Here is a 15,686-nt window from a genome sequence, read left to right as displayed (position 1 = left end):
GCTCAATAATGCCATGCGGCTGACCGCGCTCAATGAGCGGGCGGAGATGATCGGTCTGAAGCCGGGCCAGGGCGTGGCTGAGGCGAGAGCGATCTGCCCTACCCTCGATGTCGTCGAGGAAGATCCGATGGCGGATCGCAAGCTTTTGGAAGCGATCGCCGACTGGTGCGACCGCTATACGCCGCTGGTGGCGATCGATGGCAAGGATGGCCTGTTTCTCGATATTACCGGCTGTGCTCATCTTTTCGGCGGCGAAGAGGCGCTGCTCGAAGATGTCCTGATCCGGATTTCCCGTTTGGGGCTCGACGTGCGCGGCGCGATTTCCTCTGCGCCGGGCCTGTCCTGGGCAGTGGCTCGCTTCGACGACAGCCGTGTCGTTCCTCCCGAAGCCATGGAGGAGGCCCTGGCGCCGCTGCCGGTGGCTTCCTTAAGGCTCGGCGAAGAAACTATTGCCGCGTTGCAGAAGATGGGCCTGAAACAGACGGGCGATCTCTTGGCTGCGCCGCGTGCGCCGCTTGCCCGCCGCTTCGGCGCGCAGTTGCTGTTGCGGCTCGATCAGGCCGTCGGTCTCGTCGAAGAGCCGATCTCGCCGCGTCGCCCGGTCGCGCAATTGTCGGCCGAGCGCCGGCTGGCCGAGCCGGTGCAGGCGGAAGCGGATCTTCTGGAGCTTGCCCGGCAGCTTGCCGAAGCACTGAAACCGGGGCTTGAGGCGCGCGGCGTCGGCGGCCGTTCCTTCGAGCTTCTGCTCTTCCGGGTCGATGGCGCAGTCTTCCGCATTGCCGCCGGCGCATCGCAGCCGCTGCGGGAGCCACGGCGGATCGCCAGCCTGTTCACGGAGCGCTTCACTGCTATTCATGACGATCTTGATGTCGGCTATGGCTTCGAAATCGTCCGTCTCAACGTGCTGCAGCATGCGGCCTTCGATGCAACGCAGGGCGATTTCGTCGGCGAAGGCCGGCAGGATAGCTCGCTTGCCGCCTTTGTCGATCGGGTGGCCGCCCGGCTGGGACCGGATTGCATCCAGGGGTTCGAGCTAAGGCAGAGCCATGTTCCCGAGCGGGCCTCCCGGCTGGTGCCGGCCATTCATGTGCTTGCCGCTCATAGACGGACGGGCAGCGATCATGCCGGCCACGGCTTTTCTCGCGGCGAGCGGCCGTTGCGGCTATTTCGCACACCGGAACTGGTCGAAACCGTCGCTGCCGAAGTGCCTGACGGCCCTCCCCGGCAATTCCGTTGGCGGCGCGTCATGCACCGGGTGCAGCGGGCGGAGGGGCCGGAACGGCTCTCGGCGGAATGGTGGCTTGAGGAAAAAGAGGAGCCCGCCCGCGACTATTTCCAGATCGAGGATGAAGAAGGTCATCGCTTCTGGCTGTTCCGCAAGGGGCTTTATGGCCGGGGCGGAACGGCGCCGGATTGGTATATGCATGGGGTCTTTGCATGAACGCGCGCCCGAGCTTTCATGAACCCGTGCCCTTCTGCGAGATCGGGGTGAGAACGAACTTCTCCTTTCTCGAGGGGGCCTCGCATCCTGAAGAGATAGTGGTACAGGCCGCCTTCTTGAAACTGCCCGGCTTTGGAATTGCCGACCGCAATTCGGTTGCGGGCGTGGTCAAGGCGCATGCGCATACCAAGCTTCTCCAGGCGAAATATGAAGACGCCATTAAGGAAAATCTTCTGCTTCGAGCCCGAGGGAAGCCGGAAGAGCCGTTCCTGAAGCCGGTTCGTTTCCAGCCTGGCGCCCGCCTGGTGTTTTCGGACGGCACGCCCGATATTCTTGCCTATCCGCAGAACCGCAAGGGTTGGGCACATCTCTGCCGGTTGCTGAGCGCCGGTAATCTGCGCGGCGAGAAAGGCACCTGCATTCTCCATGAAAGCGACCTCGTGCAATGGGGTGACGAGATGATGCTGGCGCTCGTTCCCGATGCGGAGAGCGTCGAGACGCCGGAAGGACAGGCAAAGCTGGAACAGTGCCTGGCGCGATTGTGGGCCCGTTTCGGCCGCAAGCTCCATATGGTCCTGTCGCCGGCCTATGACGGCCGGGATCGGCTGGTCTTCGCCACGCTCTCCATCATCGCATTGCGCAACGGCGTGCGGCTGATTGCCAGCAACCAGCCGCTCTATCACGCCACTGAGCGCAAGCCGCTTGCCGATATCGTCGTGTCGATCCGCGGACATGTGCCGATTGCAGAGGCTGGTTTCAAACTGGCGACCAATGCTGAACGCTATATGAAAGATGCTGCGGAGATGGCGCGGTTGTTCCGGGATTATCCGAAGGCGATAGCTAATACGCAGAAGTTTTTTAGCCGGCTGTCTTTCTCGCTGGATGAGCTCAAACATAACTATCCCGATGAAAGCACCAAAGGCGAAACCGCTTCGGAAACGCTGGAGCGACTGACATGGGAGGGCGCCAGGTCACGTTTTCCGGATGAGATTCCCGAAAAGATCATCACGCAGATCAATGATGAACTCGCTCTTATCCGCGAAAAGCAATATGAGCCCTATTTCCTGACGGTGCGTCGCATCATGGAATATGCTCGCAGCAGAAATATCCTGTGTCAGGGGCGCGGTTCCGCTGCGAACTCCCTGGTCTGCTATTGCCTCAAGATCACGGAGGTCAATCCGAAAATCACGTCGCTTTTGTTCGAGCGTTTCATCTCGACGGAGCGCGAGGAGCCGCCAGATATTGATGTCGATTTCGAACATGAGAAGCGCGAAGAGGTCATCCAGTTTATCTATGACCACTACCATATCGAACATGCAGGGCTGACAGCGGCCGTCACCAGTTATCGGGCGCGCTCGGCCGGGCGCGAAGTGGCCAAGGCCTTTGGCCTGTCGGAAGATGTGCAGTCGGCTCTTGCAAGCGGTGTCTGGGGTTGGTCGACAGAGGACCTGTCCGAGCGCGAGGCGAAGATTGCCGGCCTCGATCTCACCGACAAGACAACCAAGAACGTGCTGTCCTATGCCTCGACATTGATGGGATTTCCGCGGCATCTGACCCAGCATGTCGGCGGCTTCGTCATCACCCGGGATCGGCTGGATGAGGTCGTGCCGATCATGCACACGGCATTGGATGGCCGCTATATGATCGAGTGGAACAAGGACGATCTCGACAATCTCAACATATTGAAGATCGATGTTCTGGCACTTGGTATGCTGACCTGTCTCGCCAAGGCTTTCGACCTGCTGCTGCTGCATTACGATGTGAAGAAGGAGCTCGCCGATCTTGGCTATGCCAACTATCCCGACGGCAAGCCGGTCTATGACATGATCTGTCGTGCCGATACGATTGGCGTCTTCCAGATCGAAAGCCGGGCACAGATGAGCATGCTGCCGCGTCTGCGGCCCCGCGAATTCTACGACCTAGTCATCGAGGTGGCGATCGTCCGGCCCGGTCCGATCCAGGGCAATATGGTGCATCCCTATCTCAAACGGCGGGAGGCCAAGCGAGCGGGAAAGGAGCTCGATTATCCGAGCGATGAGCTGAAGGAAGTGCTGAAGCGAACGCTGGGCGTTCCCTTGTTTCAGGAACAGGCCATGCAAATCGCCATTACGGCAGCAGGGTTTACGCCTGCAGAGGCTGACAAGTTGCGCCGGGCGATGGCGACCTTCAAGCGGACCGGGACCATTCACACTTTCGAGGAGAAGATGGTCGAGGGCATGGTTGCGAAAGGCTATGACCGCGAGTTCGCCAGGAACTGTTTCGAGCAGATCAAGGGCTTCGGCGAATATGGCTTTCCTGAAAGCCATGCGGCTTCGTTCGCGCTGCTCGTTTACGCCTCTTCCTGGCTCAAGACTTACTATCCCGACGTCTTCTGTGCGGCGATCCTCAATGCCCAGCCGATGGGCTTTTATGCGCCGGCGCAGCTTGTGCGCGATGCGCGCGAGCATGGCGTCGAGGTGCGGCCGGTGGATGTCAATCGTTCGAGCTGGGATTGCCTGCTGGAGAAGGCGCGTTTCGATCCGGGCGCGATCGAGCGGCGCCATGCGTCGATGCGCGACGATATCAAGACGCAATGTGCCGTCCGTCTCGGCTTCCGGCAGGTCAAAGGTCTGTCGGATAAGGAGATAGAACTTCTCGTCACGCGCCGCGGCGATGGCTATCGGTCCGTGCGTGATCTCTGGCTGCGCTCCGGGCTTGCCAAGGCGCAGATCGAGCGTCTGGCTGATGCGGATGCGTTCGGCTCCATCGGGCTTACCCGGCGCGCCGCGTTATGGGCGGTGCGGGCACTCGATGCCGGCAGTGCTGCCGAAAAGCTTCCCCTCTTCGATCTCAGCAATCATACGGAGCTGCAGATCGAGCCGGCGGTTACGCTGCCTGAAATGCTGCCCGGCGAGCAGGTCATCGAGGATTACCGCTATCTGTCGCTGTCGCTGAAGGCGCATCCCGTTTCCTTCCTGCGTGGCGATTTCGCGCGGCAGGGCATCGCGCAAAACTGGGATCTGTCCAATATCGCCAGTGGCCGGATGGTGACTGTTGCCGGGCTGGTGCTGGTGCGCCAGCGGCCGGGCTCGGCCAATGGGGTGATCTTCATGACGCTGGAAGACGAAACCGGCGTCGCCAATGCGATCGTCTGGCCGAAGAAGTTCGAGAAATACCGTGCCATCGTCATGGGCGCGCGGCTGGTGAAGATCCGCGGACGTCTGCAGAGCGAAAGCGGCGTCATCCATGTGGTGGCCGATCACATCGAGGACATGACGCCGGCGCTCGGCATTCTCCAACGTGAGGCAAGGCGCTTCGGTGTCAGCGACCGCGCGGATGAAGCGCTGCGTCCGACCATGGATCACAGGCAGAAGCAGAAACCTGTCTTATTGCCGCCTGTGCCCGGTGCTACGGCAGAGGCGGAAGGCCGCAGCAATGGTATGGAAACCGCAAGAGTCATGCCGCGGGGTCGCAATTTTCATTAGGAATCCGCCTTTCGTCTCTCAGGGGCGGAAGGCAGGTTGCCCCTGGGTGGGGTCAAAACGAATCGTTTCTTTCTTGACAAAGGGCGTCTTCTTTAGCAGATAACAAGACAGCGGATGTCATGTTTGACGGGCTGACGAAGAATGCTGGTTTGCAGTTGTAATTACATCACCGACAAGGAAATCCGGGAGGTCATCACCGAACTCCTCGATCAGGACTGTTGGCAGCTCATCGTCCCGGCAAAAGTCTATCACGCCATGTCGAAGCGCGGCCGCTGCTGCGGCTGTTTCCCGAATGTGGTTGATATCATTATTAAGACAACCGAGGATTATCACGCCCGTCGCCACTCGACGGAAGCCGAAATATTTGATTTCATGTCCCGCCTGAAGAAATTCCACGAAGAAAACAGGAGAGCGGACATTGAAAGGCGACAAAAAAGTCATCGAGCGGCTTAACGAAGCGCTGTTCCTTGAGCTTGGCGCAGTCAACCAATATTGGGTTCACTACCGGCTCCTTGAGGACTGGGGCTACACCAAGCTCGCCAAGAAAGAGCGTGCCGAATCCATCGAAGAGATGCAGCACGCCGACCGTCTCGTTGCACGCATCATCTTCCTCGAAGGCCATCCGAACCTGCAGACGCTGGCGCCATTGCGCATTGGCCAGAACGTCAAGGAAGTGCTGGAAGCCGATCTCGCCGGCGAATACGATGCCCGTACCGCCTACAAGAAGTCACGCGATATCTGTCACGATGCCGGCGACTATATCTCGATGAAGCTGTTCGAAGAACTCCTGGCAGACGAGGAAGGCCATATCGACTTCCTGGAAACCCAGCTTGAGCTTCTCGGAAAGATCGGCGAGGCCAAGTACGGCCAGCTCAACGCCGACTCCGCGGATTCCGCCGAATAATAGTTGCCATCACAGATCCGGCCGCCCTTCCCGGCGGCCGGTCTTTTTCGTCAGTCTTCGGCCTTCAAGCCCGCCAGATGCTGGAACTCGGCAACGACCTTGTCGTAGACCGAGCGCTTGAAGGGAACGATCAGCCCTGGCAGCGTTGCCATCGGCTTCCACTCCCAGGCATCGAATTCGGGTTCATGGCTGCCCGGCGGCGGGTTGATGGCGATTTCGCTTTCGTCGCCATCGAAGCGGAAGGCAAACCAGCGCTGGGTCTGGCCGCGATATTTCCCTCTGAGGCCGATACCAATCAGCTGCGGTGGCAGATCGTAATTGATCCACTCCTTCGCTTCCGCCAGCAGCGTCACCGTCTTCATGCCGGTTTCTTCATAGAGTTCGCGGTAGGCCGCCTTTAGCGGGTCTTCGCCATCGTCTATGCCGCCCTGCGGCATCTGCCAGAGCTGCGGCGAGCCGTCATATTCGGAATTGCCGTCCGGGATGCGTCGGCCGGCCCAGACCAGGCCGTCCTGGTTCAGGATCATGATGCCGACGCAGGGGCGATAGGGCAGGTCTTCGGCTCTTACGGACGCTTGGGCGGGCGTTTGCGGCTTGCTCATCTATATCTCCAATGAATCAGGGGCGTTTCGGGTCGTTGGCAAGCGCCGAAACCGCGACGATTTCAATGCCGCGCATGGCGGCCTCTTCACTCCACTTGCTGATGGAGTCGACGCTCTCGTCGAAAGCCGAAGCGACGCCGATCGCCGAGCCGTTGCGACGAGCAATGCGCTCAAGCTCATCGAGCTTCCTCATGATCGCGTCCTGCTGCAATTCACCATCGAGCTGGACGTCGGCAAAGGCGTGCGGCACCTCCAGCGTCTTGGCGAGCGTTCCGGACTTGGACTGCGCCGACGAGCCGTCGTCGAGGAACAGCAGGCCGCGTTTGCCGATGTCGCGCAGCACCGGCTCCATCGCGCCGGGGTTGGCGAGGAAACGACCGCCGAGATAGTTCATAATACCGGTATAGTTCGTAGTCTTGCCCATCGCCTTGTGCAGGTTATCGACATTCTTCGTAGCAGACAGCGATGTCAGCAACGTGTCCGGTCCCGGATTGTTGCCGGGATAATCGAAGGGCTCGAAGGGAACCTGGATGAGGATTTCATGGCCGCCGCGCCGTGCGTCCTGCATCCAGCGCTGTAGGCTGTTACCGCTGACGGCGAAGGCGAGCGTGATTTCTTCCGGCAGTTTTTCGATGGCGCGCTGCGTTCCCGTCTGGCTGAGACCGAGGCCGCTGACGACGATGGCGACGCGCGTACCGCGGGCACCGGACCAGGGTCGGGCATATTGATCCATCGCTCTCAAGCCGCTTGGACCTACGATCGGCAGCTTGCCGAAGGGGGAATCCTCCAGCAGGCTGTCGTTCGGTGTCGCCGCCATGCGGGGATCCTGGCCGACCTGATTGGCGTTGATCAGGACCGGTCCATTGCCGTCACGATTGCTCGGGCTGAACATGGTGACGACCGAGCCGTCATCGTTGACGACACGTGTTGTATTCGCTCCCGATTGCGGGTCTACCTGTGTCAGGCTGCTCGTGCCGTTGGTGGCCGGCTTGGCGTCGGCCGGCGGAGCTGCATCTTCCTTTTTGGCCGTCTCGATCGGCTGGGTTTTCTTGAGATCGTCGCGCATCAGGGCTGAGTAAAGTGAGAAACCGGCAATCGTGATCAGACAGACGCCGCCGAGAATGCGCCCGAAGGGCGGGGGTCTCCGCTGACGGCCGGGGCCGCGGTTCTGTCCCAGCGGTGCATGCAAATCCGTTCCCAAAGTCCGTATCCACCCCAAAGCGGGAATTTGTTCCGGCTCCGAGCATTCCGTTTTCCAGCGGTTACCGCAATGGAAAATCCTGGCCCAGGCTCAAACTATCAAAACATCATCGAAACAATTTTAGAACAAGCCGCGCTTGTTCGATCAAGGAGAGCGGAACGATACGCGGGTTCCGCTCTCCCCATAGTGAAAGCGCCGGGTCTGTTTCCAGCCCGGCGCCTATCCTTACTTGGAGGAAACCGCCTTTTCCGGATTCGGCGGGAAGGCCGGATCGGTCTTGTTGCCGCGCAGCAGGTCGAGCGCGTAGTTGAGCTGGATGTCGTCCTTCGGGTCCGGCGGTATGTAGGCCGAAGAGCCGGAGCCCTTGTCCGTTTCGCTCTGGCCCTTGATGTGGCCCGGCAGGCTGGATTCGCCTTCGGACGTCAGCTTGCCCTTCAGGTCGTCCGGCAGCGGCTGGTCGACCTTGATGTCGGGGGTGATGCCGGTGCCCTGGATCGAGCGGCCCGACGGCGTGTAGTAGAGCGCCGTCGTCAGACGAAGCGCGCCGTTGCCGTCGCCGAGCGGGATGATCGTCTGGACCGAGCCCTTGCCGAAGGACTGCGTGCCGAGCACGGTGGCGCGACGCAGATCCTGAAGCGCGCCGGCAACGATTTCCGAAGCCGAGGCCGAACCGCCGTTGATCAGCACGATCATCGGCTTGCCGTCCGTCAGATCGCCGGGAGTTGCGTTGAAGCGGCGGGTTTCGTCCGGGTTGCGGCCGCGAGTCGAAACGATCTCGCCACGCTCCAGCACGTCGTCGGCGACATTGATTGCCTGGTCGAGCAGACCGCCGGGGTTGAGGCGCAGGTCGAGGACATAGCCCTTGAGCTTGTCGGCCGGGATATCCTTCTTGATCTTGGCGATAGCGGCTTCGAGATCCGGTGTCGTCTTTTCCGTGAAGGAGATGATGCGGATATAGCCGACATTGCCGCCTTCCTCGCGCGACTTGACGGCAGCAATGGCGATCACGTCACGAACGATGGTGAGCTCGATCGGTTTATCGACGTCCTTGCGCATCAAGGTCAACTTGACGGGGGTTTTGACCGCACCCTTCATCTTGTTGACGGCATCTTCCAGCTTCAGGCCGCGGACCGACTGGCCGTCGATGGCGGTGATGTAGTCGCCAGCAAGGACGCCGGCCTTGGCGGCGGGCGTATCGTCGATCGGGGTGATGACCTTGACGAGATCGTTGTCCATCGTGACTTCGATGCCGAGACCGCCGAATTCACCCTTGGTCTGGGTGCGCATGTCCTCGGCATCCTTGGCGTTCATGTAGCTGGAATGCGGGTCGAGCGACGTCAGCATGCCATTGATGGCGGCTTCGATCAGCTTGTCTTCCTGGGGCGGCGTCACATACTGGGCGCGAACGCGTTCAAAGACGTCGCCGAAAATCGACAATTCCTTGTAGGTGGACGTTCCCGCGGCTTCGGCCGGCGCCACCGCCGTGTAGATAACGCCCATCGCCGTCGCACCCATCAATGCGCCGACGAGAACAAGAGAAGCCCTACGTATCATTGCGTGCCTTTCCAGTGTCTTTGGAGGTCCACCACGGTCGAGAATCGACCGGCTTCCCATCTTTTCGGAATTCAATGTAAAGCGTTGGCCGGTCCGTTTCCAGCGCCAATGCGGTCGCACTCGCGACTCTTTTCTGGCCCATCGCCGCGAGCGGCTCGCCGGCGAAGACAAATCTGCCGGGGCGTGTCTTGATCGCGTCCATGCCCGACAGCACCATGTGATAGCCGTCGCCCGTATCCAGGATGATCATCTGGCCGTAGCTGCGAAACGCGCCGGCATAGACGACCGTACCATCGGCGGGAGCGGTGACGAGCGCATTAGGGCCTGTCGCGATGGTCAATCCCATCGCCGTGTGGCCCGTGCCGTCGTCGTCGCCGAACTGGCGGAGAGTATCGCCCGCCACGGGCAGCTCCAACTTCTTCTTAAGGTCGGTGAAGGCATATGCGGGGGTAATGCGGTTTTTATCGGGCACGCCGCTCTCGGCCAGTGCCTTTGCCTGCTCCCGTTGCTGATCCGTCAGCAGTGCCCGCCGCGCTTCCTCCGCGCGGGCGGCGGCGGCGGCATCGCGAACCGAGCCGATCTGGCTTTCGAGCGAGGCGACGAGGCCCTCCAGGCTTGTCGCCTGGCCTGCCAGCTCCTCCGCCCGCTTGCGCTCGGCCTCGAGCTGGGCTGAATTTTCCCTGCTGTGCTTGTCGTTCTCTGCGATCAGCAGGTCCATGCGCCGCTCCTCCTCCAGACCGTTGGTCATGGTGATGGTAAGGCCGGCCTTTTCGGCTGCAGTGTCGGCATGCAACTTGCTCAGGCTCGTGAGGTCGGCAATCAGCTGGTCCGTCTCCTTGCGCATTCCGGGCACGACGGCTCCGAGCAGGATGGCGCTGCGCACTGAGGCGAGTGCATCGTCCGGCGTCACCAGCAGCGCCGGCGGCGGATTGCGGCCCATGCGCTCCAGCGCCCCCAGAACTTCGGCGAGCAACGCGCGGCGCTCGTGCAGAGAGGCGCGGATCTTGTCTTCCTTGATTGCCAGGTCCGTCAGCGTCTTTTCGCTTTGCTGGATCTTGCGATCCAGGTCCTTGCGGCGGGCAGCGCTGTCGATCAGCGCCTGACGAAGGCTTGCCGTGCTCTTGTCGAGCGAAGCAATGCTGTCTTCCAGTTCCTTGGTCTTGTCGGAGGACAGATTGATCGTCTTTGACAATTGCTCGAGCTGTGAGCGCGTCTCATCCCGCTTGCGGGCAAGCTCGGCTGCAGGGTCGGGAGCTGGTTGCGCAGGCGTCGATGCTCCGGTCAAAGGGCGGTCGTCGGGTGCTTGTGCCGCCCCGCTGCCGGCTTCCTGCGCGAGGGCCATGTCCCGGAGAGATAGTGGCCCCGCGACATAGATGCCCGCGCCCAGGCATGCCGCCAGGGTAGGCAGCAGAAAGCGGGGGAGCATGGGCAGAGCTTTTCTCATCCAGTCGGTTCGGCCTGGTCCCTTCGGATCGCGCGAAAATAAGCTCATTTGCCGCGATCATCCAGGAAGCATCGTCACTTTTGAGGCGGGAATCAAAACACGCCTGTGTGAGCGTTTCGTTAACGCAAAAAGCCCGAAAGCCAAACTGTTTTCGACGTTGAGTTTGGCAGTCACACCCGGTGGTAGGGATGGCCGGAGAGGATGGTCACGGCGCGGTAGAGCTGTTCGGCAATAAGAATGCGCACAAGCTGATGCGGCCAGGTGAGCTTGCCGAGGCATATGGTCATGTCGGCTTTGTCGTAAAGGGAGGGGGCGAGACCGTCGGCGCCGCCGATCGCGATCGTCAGATCGCGCTTGCCCTGATCGCGGAACGTGCCGAGCATGGCGGCGAAGGCTTCGCTGTCCAAAGCCTTGCCGCGTTCATCGAGGAGGATAAGGACGCCGCCTTCCGGATGCGCCTTTTGCAGCAGGCCCGCCTCTTCGCGCTTGCGGGTCTCGCTATTGGAAGCACGGCTTTCGGTAACCTCGGTCATGCGCGCCATTTCCAGGCCGATGGCCGGCCCGGCTTTGGCGAAACGGTCGAGATAGCGAGCCGCAAGATCCTTTTCAGGGCCGGCTTTCAGCCGTCCCACCGCAAAAAGACCTATCCGCATTCCCGCTCCCAAGCATATCCGTCATTATGGCGGCACAAAACAAAACTCTTGCCGGGCGATCATGTCCGGCTATCTAAAGCTGCCAACCGGGGCCGGGAAAGGACCGTAAGGTTGTTAGTGCAGCGTGCCTTCATCGAGATCGGGTGCTGCCCACATCTTTTCGATGTTGTAGAACTCGCGAATCTCGGGACGGAAGACATGAATGATGATGTCGCCGGTGTCGATCAACACCCAGTCACCGCCATCCAGACCCTCCACGCGGGCATTGCCGAAGCCCTCGTCTTTGAGATCGGTCATAAGATGGTCGGCAATCGCCAGGACATGGCGGCTCGAGCGACCGGAGACGACGACCATGTAGTCTCCAAGTGCGGATTTGCCAGCAATGTCGATGGTGACGATATTTTCGGCCTTGGAGTCCTCGAGGCTTACGAGGACGGCTTGCAGGGCGCGGGCAGCGGCATCGGCGCCACGTTCCGGGCTCTTCGGGACAACGACGGGCGTTCTTCCCTTGGCGTGTACTGTTGTCAGTGCTCTTCCTTCCTTGAGTAACAGAACATGCACATACGCGATCTGAGTCGATCACGCTACAAAGATAGGCATCATTGTATAAAGGTTTCAAGACGCAAGTCGTGGTCTTGAGGGGGCTAAGACAAGGATTTGTGGCCGACTTGGGCAGTTTTGCACCAGATGTAGGTGAATATCTGCGCCGAAGGCCGAATTCAGCCTTGCTGGCCCACCCCGTCGACCAGAATAAGGTTGCGGCTAAGTGCCCGATCGCGCGCTTCCAGAGCATGCGTGTATTCCGACGAACGATACCAGGCTCTGGCACGTTCCAGATCCGGAAACTCCACGATCACAATCGCCCGCGGCGACCAATCGCCTTCCAATTGTTCGATCGAGTCGCCGCGAACGACATAGCGTCCGTCATGTCGGGCGATGGAAGCGGCCGCGCGGGTCCGGTAGGTCTGGAAGGCTTCGGTATCCCTGATCGTGACATCGGAGATGATATAGGCCGGCATCGCCTCTCCAATCCTGCAAGGTGAAGGTTCGCGCATTCCTTGCCCGTGCGCGAAACGCTTTTGCATCGAAGTTCAGATAGGCCGCAGCTTTCGCTTGTCCATTTCCCGTCAGCATGTACAGCCGGACGAAGCACGCGTATAGAATATTCAGACCAACTCACCGTAGATGCCATGACAGATGCCCCACAGCCATCGTTGAAGCCCATCCTCCGCATCAGCTTTTCGGGGCAAGACCGGCTTGGGCGCGGCAAAATGGAACTTTTGGAACATATTCAGAAGACCGGCTCGATTTCGGCTGCCGGTCGCGCCATGGATATGTCCTATCGGCGGGCCTGGATGCTCATCAGCGAACTAAACCACATGTTCCGGGAGCCCGTCGTAGAATCGCAACGCGGCGGCCAGAAGGGCGGCGGCGCTGCTTTGACGCCGTTCGGGGAGGAATTGCTTCGGCGTTTTCGCAGCATGGAAACGATGTTGCGTACTGCCATCGCCGACGATCTGGACTGGCTTGAGGCCAATCGTAGCGCAGCGAAGGCGCTGCCTGACAAGGCTTGAGCCGTCCTAGTGCTCCAGCGCCACCGTCTTGATAACGGCATGGATCGGCAGGCCGGTCTTCAATCCCAACCGCTCGGCCGAAAACTGCGTGATGCGGGCCGTTACGATATCGCCGCCGCAATCGACCTTGACCTCCGCAGTTCCATCGGCGGCGATGCCGATGTCACACACCGTGCCATCGAGAATGTTGAGCGCGCTCAGGCCCTCCGGCCGTGTTGTCGCCAGCATGACGTCACGGGCGGGAATATGGACGCGCACCGTCTTGCCGACAGTCGCCGCCTGGCTCGGGACGAAGAGTTTTGCCGTCTTCAACGTAACGATTGTCAGGTGATGTCGCTCGTCCATCGATTCCACGCGGCCTTCCAACAGGACGCCTGCTTCGCGACGGTCGGCGGCCAGCGGTCCCGATAGCTGGCTGAAGACATCGACGGCGGCGCCGATCGTCTCGACCTTGCCGTCGCGCATGACGACGACGCGGTTGGCCAGGCGCGCCACTTCGGCGATCGAGTGGCTGACATAGATGATCGGGATCTTGGTCTCGTCGCGCAACCGCTCGAGATAGGGAAGGATTTCCGCCTTTCGTGCTTCGTCCAGTGCGGCAAGCGGTTCATCCATCAGTAGGAGGCGGGGAGAGGAAAGCAGGGCGCGGCCGATCGCGACTCGCTGCTTCTCACCGCCGGAGAGTTTTGCCGGGCGTCGATCGAGTAGCGCGGCAATGCCGAGGAGATCCACTACGCCGTCAAAGCTCTCGTTTCGTTCGCCTTTTGGGGCAAACCAGCGGCCGTAATTGAGGTTCTGGCGCACCGAGAGGTGCGGGAATAGCCGTGCCTCTTGAAAGACGTAGCCGAAGCGGCGGCGGTGACGGGGGATGAAGATCTGCTTCTCAGAATCGGCAAGCACCGTGTCATTTAGGCTGACGCAGCCGTAATCAGGCCGGGTGAGGCCGGCAATGATGCGAACAATTGATGTCTTGCCGGAGCCAGAGCGTCCGAAAAGGGCCGTCACGCCGCCATCGGAGGTAAAGGAGGCCTGCAGCGAGAATGCCCCGAGGCGGTGGCGGATATCGACCGTGAGCGTCATTCGAAATCCACCCTCCGGCCGGCGAGATAGGCCAGGAACTCCGAGGCGAGCAGGGCCGCCATGGAAATGATGACGGCGACGATGGTGAGCCGCATGGCGCCGGCATCACCGCCAGGAACCTGGGTGAAGGTGTAGATAGCGGACGACAAGGTTTGTGTCTCGCCGGGAATATTGGAGACGAAGGTGATGGTGGCGCCGAACTCGCCCATGGCCTTGGCGAAGGAGAGGATCATGCCGGCGATGATGCCGGGCAGGATCAGCGGCAATGTCACAGTCACGAAGGTCCAGAGGGGACTGGCGCCCAGCGTACCCGCGGCTTCCTCCAGCTTGCGATCGACGGCCTCGATAGACAGACGGATGCTTCTCACCATCAGTGGAAAGCCCATCACACCGCAGGCAAGTGCGGCTCCTGTCCAGCGAAACGAGAAAACGAGGCCTAGATATTGTTCGAATAGCGCGCCGATCGGTCCCTTACGGCCGAAGAGAACGAGAAGAACGAAGCCGGTGACGACGGGCGGCAGGATCAGCGGCAGGTGAATGAAGCCGTTGAGAATCGATTTGCCCCAGAAGCGGCCACGCGCGAGCAGATATGCCGCGCCAATTCCGAAGGGCAGGCTCACCAGCATGGCGACGACAGAAACGCGCAGGCTCAGCTCAATGGCCGTCCATTCGTCGCTGCTCAAACCTAATGCGTCCAAATCCTGCCTCTTGAAACAAATCAGGCTCGCCATGAACCGGCGAGCCTGGGTTCTTTCCCTATCCCGGATGCCTGGAGCGATTCCAGGAAAAGTGCATAGCAGTTTTTCGCCCGGAATTGCGTAAATGCGAAAAGATCTCCAGCGATGATATTTATCGCTTCAGGACCGTGAAACCCTCATGCTCGAAGAAGGGAACAGCCTTAGCCGATTTCAGATAATCGAAATAGGCTTGCACGTCCGGGTTCTTGCTGCTGGCAGTGATGGCGACCGGATAGACGATCGGCGGATGGCTGTCTGCTGGGAAGGTGCCGACGACCGCAACGCCCGGATCGGCGGAGACGTCGGTCTGGTAGACGATGCCATAAGGCGCTTCGCCGCGCGAAACCAGCGCGAGTGCGGCGCGCACGCTTTCGGCGCCGGCGACCTTCTTTTCAACAGACGGCCAGATGCCGAGCTTTTCCAGCGCGGTCTTGCCGTATTTGCCGGCCGGAACCGATTCCGGCTGGCCGATCGCCAGGCGGCCATCGCCGAGCAGGGCGGCCAGATCGAGGCCATGCTTGATCTCGACCGGCTTGGCCTTGTCCTTGGCGGCAACGAGAACGAGCTTGTTGCCGAGAAGATTGACGCGGCTGTCGTCCTTGATCAGCTTCTTGCCGGCGACATAATCCATCCAGTTGGTGTCGGCGGAAATGAAGATGTCGGCCGGTGCGCCATTTTCAAGCTGCTTGGCGAGCGGACCGCTTGCGGCATAGGAGACGGTGACTTCCTTGCCGGTTTCCTTGGTGAAGGCGGCATCGGCATTGTCGAGCGCGTTCTTCATGCTTGCAGCGGCGAAGACCACGATCTTGTCGGCGGCAAAGGTCGGTGTGACCGAAAGCCCGAGCCACGCGGCTGACAGTGCGGCGGTTGCAAGCTTGATCCATTGGCGTCGGCTGGTAGCCATCTTATTTCTCCCCAAAGATGTCGACATGTTTCGAGAGATATAACGACGCGCGAAGCTTGGCTAGGGATGTGTTTGGAAAAATATATCGCTTGATCGTCGCCCAACCCCACGAAATTTATGGGTTCTCT

Annotated in this window: 14 protein-coding genes and 1 pseudogene; 5 read left to right on the top strand and 10 right to left on the bottom strand. The window is 60.5% G+C overall.

Going from position 1 to position 15,686, the window contains the following annotated elements; all coding sequences use genetic code 11:
* The first annotated feature begins 13 nt into the window (after nucleotides 1-13).
* The 4 genes from QD461_RS15470 to bfr all read left to right on the top strand — a co-directional run bounded on the left by QD461_RS15470 (nucleotide 14) and on the right by bfr (nucleotide 5,809).
* Nucleotides 14-1,441 carry a Y-family DNA polymerase gene (locus QD461_RS15470; protein WP_414088591.1) on the top strand — a complete coding sequence of 476 codons (1,428 nt, stop codon included), beginning with the start codon at nucleotides 14-16 and terminating at the stop codon, nucleotides 1,439-1,441.
* A complete protein-coding gene (locus QD461_RS15465) occupies nucleotides 1,438-4,905 on the top strand; it encodes an error-prone DNA polymerase (RefSeq protein ID WP_414088506.1) in 3,468 nt (1,155 codons plus the stop codon). Before QD461_RS15470 ends, QD461_RS15465 begins: the two co-directional genes overlap by 4 nt.
* Nucleotides 4,906-5,046: 141 nt before the next feature.
* Nucleotides 5,047-5,358, top strand: coding sequence for a bacterioferritin-associated ferredoxin (locus tag QD461_RS15460; protein WP_184704838.1), 312 nt, complete (start codon nucleotides 5,047-5,049; stop codon nucleotides 5,356-5,358).
* Entirely contained in the window at nucleotides 5,324-5,809 is a 486-nt protein-coding gene (bfr, locus tag QD461_RS15455) for a bacterioferritin (protein ID WP_414088505.1), read from the top strand. The genes QD461_RS15460 and bfr overlap by 35 nt, the downstream gene beginning before the upstream one ends.
* Nucleotides 5,810-5,859: 50 nt before the next feature.
* Here bfr and QD461_RS15450 read toward each other — a convergent pair whose 3' ends face one another.
* From QD461_RS15450 to QD461_RS15420, 7 genes and pseudogenes are all read right to left on the bottom strand, one after another.
* A complete protein-coding gene (locus tag QD461_RS15450) occupies nucleotides 5,860-6,411 on the bottom strand; it encodes an RNA pyrophosphohydrolase (protein WP_414088504.1) in 552 nt (183 codons plus the stop codon).
* A gap of 16 nt (nucleotides 6,412-6,427) precedes the next feature.
* Nucleotides 6,428-7,612 (bottom strand): divergent polysaccharide deacetylase family protein, encoded by a 1,185-nt coding sequence (locus QD461_RS15445; protein ID WP_414088503.1) that lies wholly within the window; start codon nucleotides 7,610-7,612, stop codon nucleotides 6,428-6,430.
* Nucleotides 7,613-7,837: 225 nt separating this feature from the next.
* Nucleotides 7,838-9,166, bottom strand: a complete 1,329-nt coding sequence (locus tag QD461_RS15440) for a S41 family peptidase (RefSeq protein WP_414088502.1) — start codon at nucleotides 9,164-9,166, stop codon at nucleotides 7,838-7,840.
* The gene (locus QD461_RS15435) at nucleotides 9,156-10,592 is read right to left on the bottom strand and encodes a murein hydrolase activator EnvC family protein (RefSeq protein WP_414088501.1); all 1,437 of its coding nucleotides are present in this window, start codon (nucleotides 10,590-10,592) and stop codon (nucleotides 9,156-9,158) included. Before QD461_RS15435 ends, QD461_RS15440 begins: the two co-directional genes overlap by 11 nt.
* Nucleotides 10,593-10,780: 188 nt before the next feature.
* Nucleotides 10,781-11,263 carry a 23S rRNA (pseudouridine(1915)-N(3))-methyltransferase RlmH gene (rlmH, locus tag QD461_RS15430; RefSeq protein WP_414088500.1) on the bottom strand — a complete coding sequence of 161 codons (483 nt, stop codon included), beginning with the start codon at nucleotides 11,261-11,263 and terminating at the stop codon, nucleotides 10,781-10,783.
* A gap of 114 nt (nucleotides 11,264-11,377) precedes the next feature.
* A pseudogene (rsfS, locus tag QD461_RS15425) lies at nucleotides 11,378-11,820 on the bottom strand (ribosome silencing factor).
* A 162-nt stretch (nucleotides 11,821-11,982) separates the two neighbouring features.
* A complete protein-coding gene (locus tag QD461_RS15420; RefSeq protein WP_414088499.1) occupies nucleotides 11,983-12,282 on the bottom strand; it encodes a DUF1330 domain-containing protein in 300 nt (99 codons plus the stop codon).
* A gap of 171 nt (nucleotides 12,283-12,453) precedes the next feature.
* Between QD461_RS15420 and QD461_RS15415 the strand changes: the two genes are divergently transcribed.
* The gene (locus QD461_RS15415; RefSeq protein WP_414088498.1) at nucleotides 12,454-12,837 is read left to right on the top strand and encodes a winged helix-turn-helix domain-containing protein; all 384 of its coding nucleotides are present in this window, start codon (nucleotides 12,454-12,456) and stop codon (nucleotides 12,835-12,837) included.
* A 6-nt stretch (nucleotides 12,838-12,843) separates the two neighbouring features.
* Here the strand turns inward: QD461_RS15415 and modC are convergent, their stop codons facing one another.
* The 3 genes from modC to modA all read right to left on the bottom strand — a co-directional run bounded on the left by modC (nucleotide 12,844) and on the right by modA (nucleotide 15,558).
* Entirely contained in the window at nucleotides 12,844-13,917 is a 1,074-nt protein-coding gene (modC, locus tag QD461_RS15410; RefSeq protein ID WP_414088497.1) for a molybdenum ABC transporter ATP-binding protein, read from the bottom strand.
* Nucleotides 13,914-14,615, bottom strand: coding sequence for a molybdate ABC transporter permease subunit (modB, locus tag QD461_RS15405; protein WP_414088496.1), 702 nt, complete (start codon nucleotides 14,613-14,615; stop codon nucleotides 13,914-13,916). The genes modC and modB overlap by 4 nt, the downstream gene beginning before the upstream one ends.
* A 151-nt stretch (nucleotides 14,616-14,766) precedes the next feature.
* Nucleotides 14,767-15,558, bottom strand: coding sequence for a molybdate ABC transporter substrate-binding protein (gene modA / locus QD461_RS15400; RefSeq protein ID WP_414088495.1), 792 nt, complete (start codon nucleotides 15,556-15,558; stop codon nucleotides 14,767-14,769).
* Nucleotides 15,559-15,686 lie beyond the last annotated feature (128 nt).

It is taken from the genome of Rhizobium sp. BR 314, from assembly GCF_047445805.1.
Taxonomy (GTDB): domain Bacteria; phylum Pseudomonadota; class Alphaproteobacteria; order Rhizobiales; family Rhizobiaceae; genus Rhizobium; species Rhizobium lusitanum_B.
The sequence above is the reverse complement of the archived record's forward strand: the minus strand, read 5'-3'. Positions and strand labels throughout refer to the sequence as shown.

Coding starts and splice junctions, on each gene's coding strand:
- QD461_RS15470 (WP_414088591.1), top strand. CDS start 14: ATGCGGCTGACCGCGCTCAATGAGCGGGCGGAGATGATCGGTCTGAAG.
- QD461_RS15465 (WP_414088506.1), top strand. CDS start 1,438: ATGAACGCGCGCCCGAGCTTTCATGAACCCGTGCCCTTCTGCGAGATC.
- QD461_RS15460 (WP_184704838.1), top strand. CDS start 5,047: ATGCTGGTTTGCAGTTGTAATTACATCACCGACAAGGAAATCCGGGAG.
- QD461_RS15450 (WP_414088504.1), bottom strand. CDS start 6,411: ATGAGCAAGCCGCAAACGCCCGCCCAAGCGTCCGTAAGAGCCGAAGAC.
- QD461_RS15440 (WP_414088502.1), bottom strand. CDS start 9,166: ATGATACGTAGGGCTTCTCTTGTTCTCGTCGGCGCATTGATGGGTGCG.
- QD461_RS15435 (WP_414088501.1), bottom strand. CDS start 10,592: ATGCTCCCCCGCTTTCTGCTGCCTACCCTGGCGGCATGCCTGGGCGCG.
- rlmH (WP_414088500.1), bottom strand. CDS start 11,263: ATGCGGATAGGTCTTTTTGCGGTGGGACGGCTGAAAGCCGGCCCTGAA.
- QD461_RS15420 (WP_414088499.1), bottom strand. CDS start 12,282: ATGCCGGCCTATATCATCTCCGATGTCACGATCAGGGATACCGAAGCC.
- QD461_RS15415 (WP_414088498.1), top strand. CDS start 12,454: ATGACAGATGCCCCACAGCCATCGTTGAAGCCCATCCTCCGCATCAGC.
- modC (WP_414088497.1), bottom strand. CDS start 13,917: ATGACGCTCACGGTCGATATCCGCCACCGCCTCGGGGCATTCTCGCTG.
- modA (WP_414088495.1), bottom strand. CDS start 15,558: ATGGCTACCAGCCGACGCCAATGGATCAAGCTTGCAACCGCCGCACTG.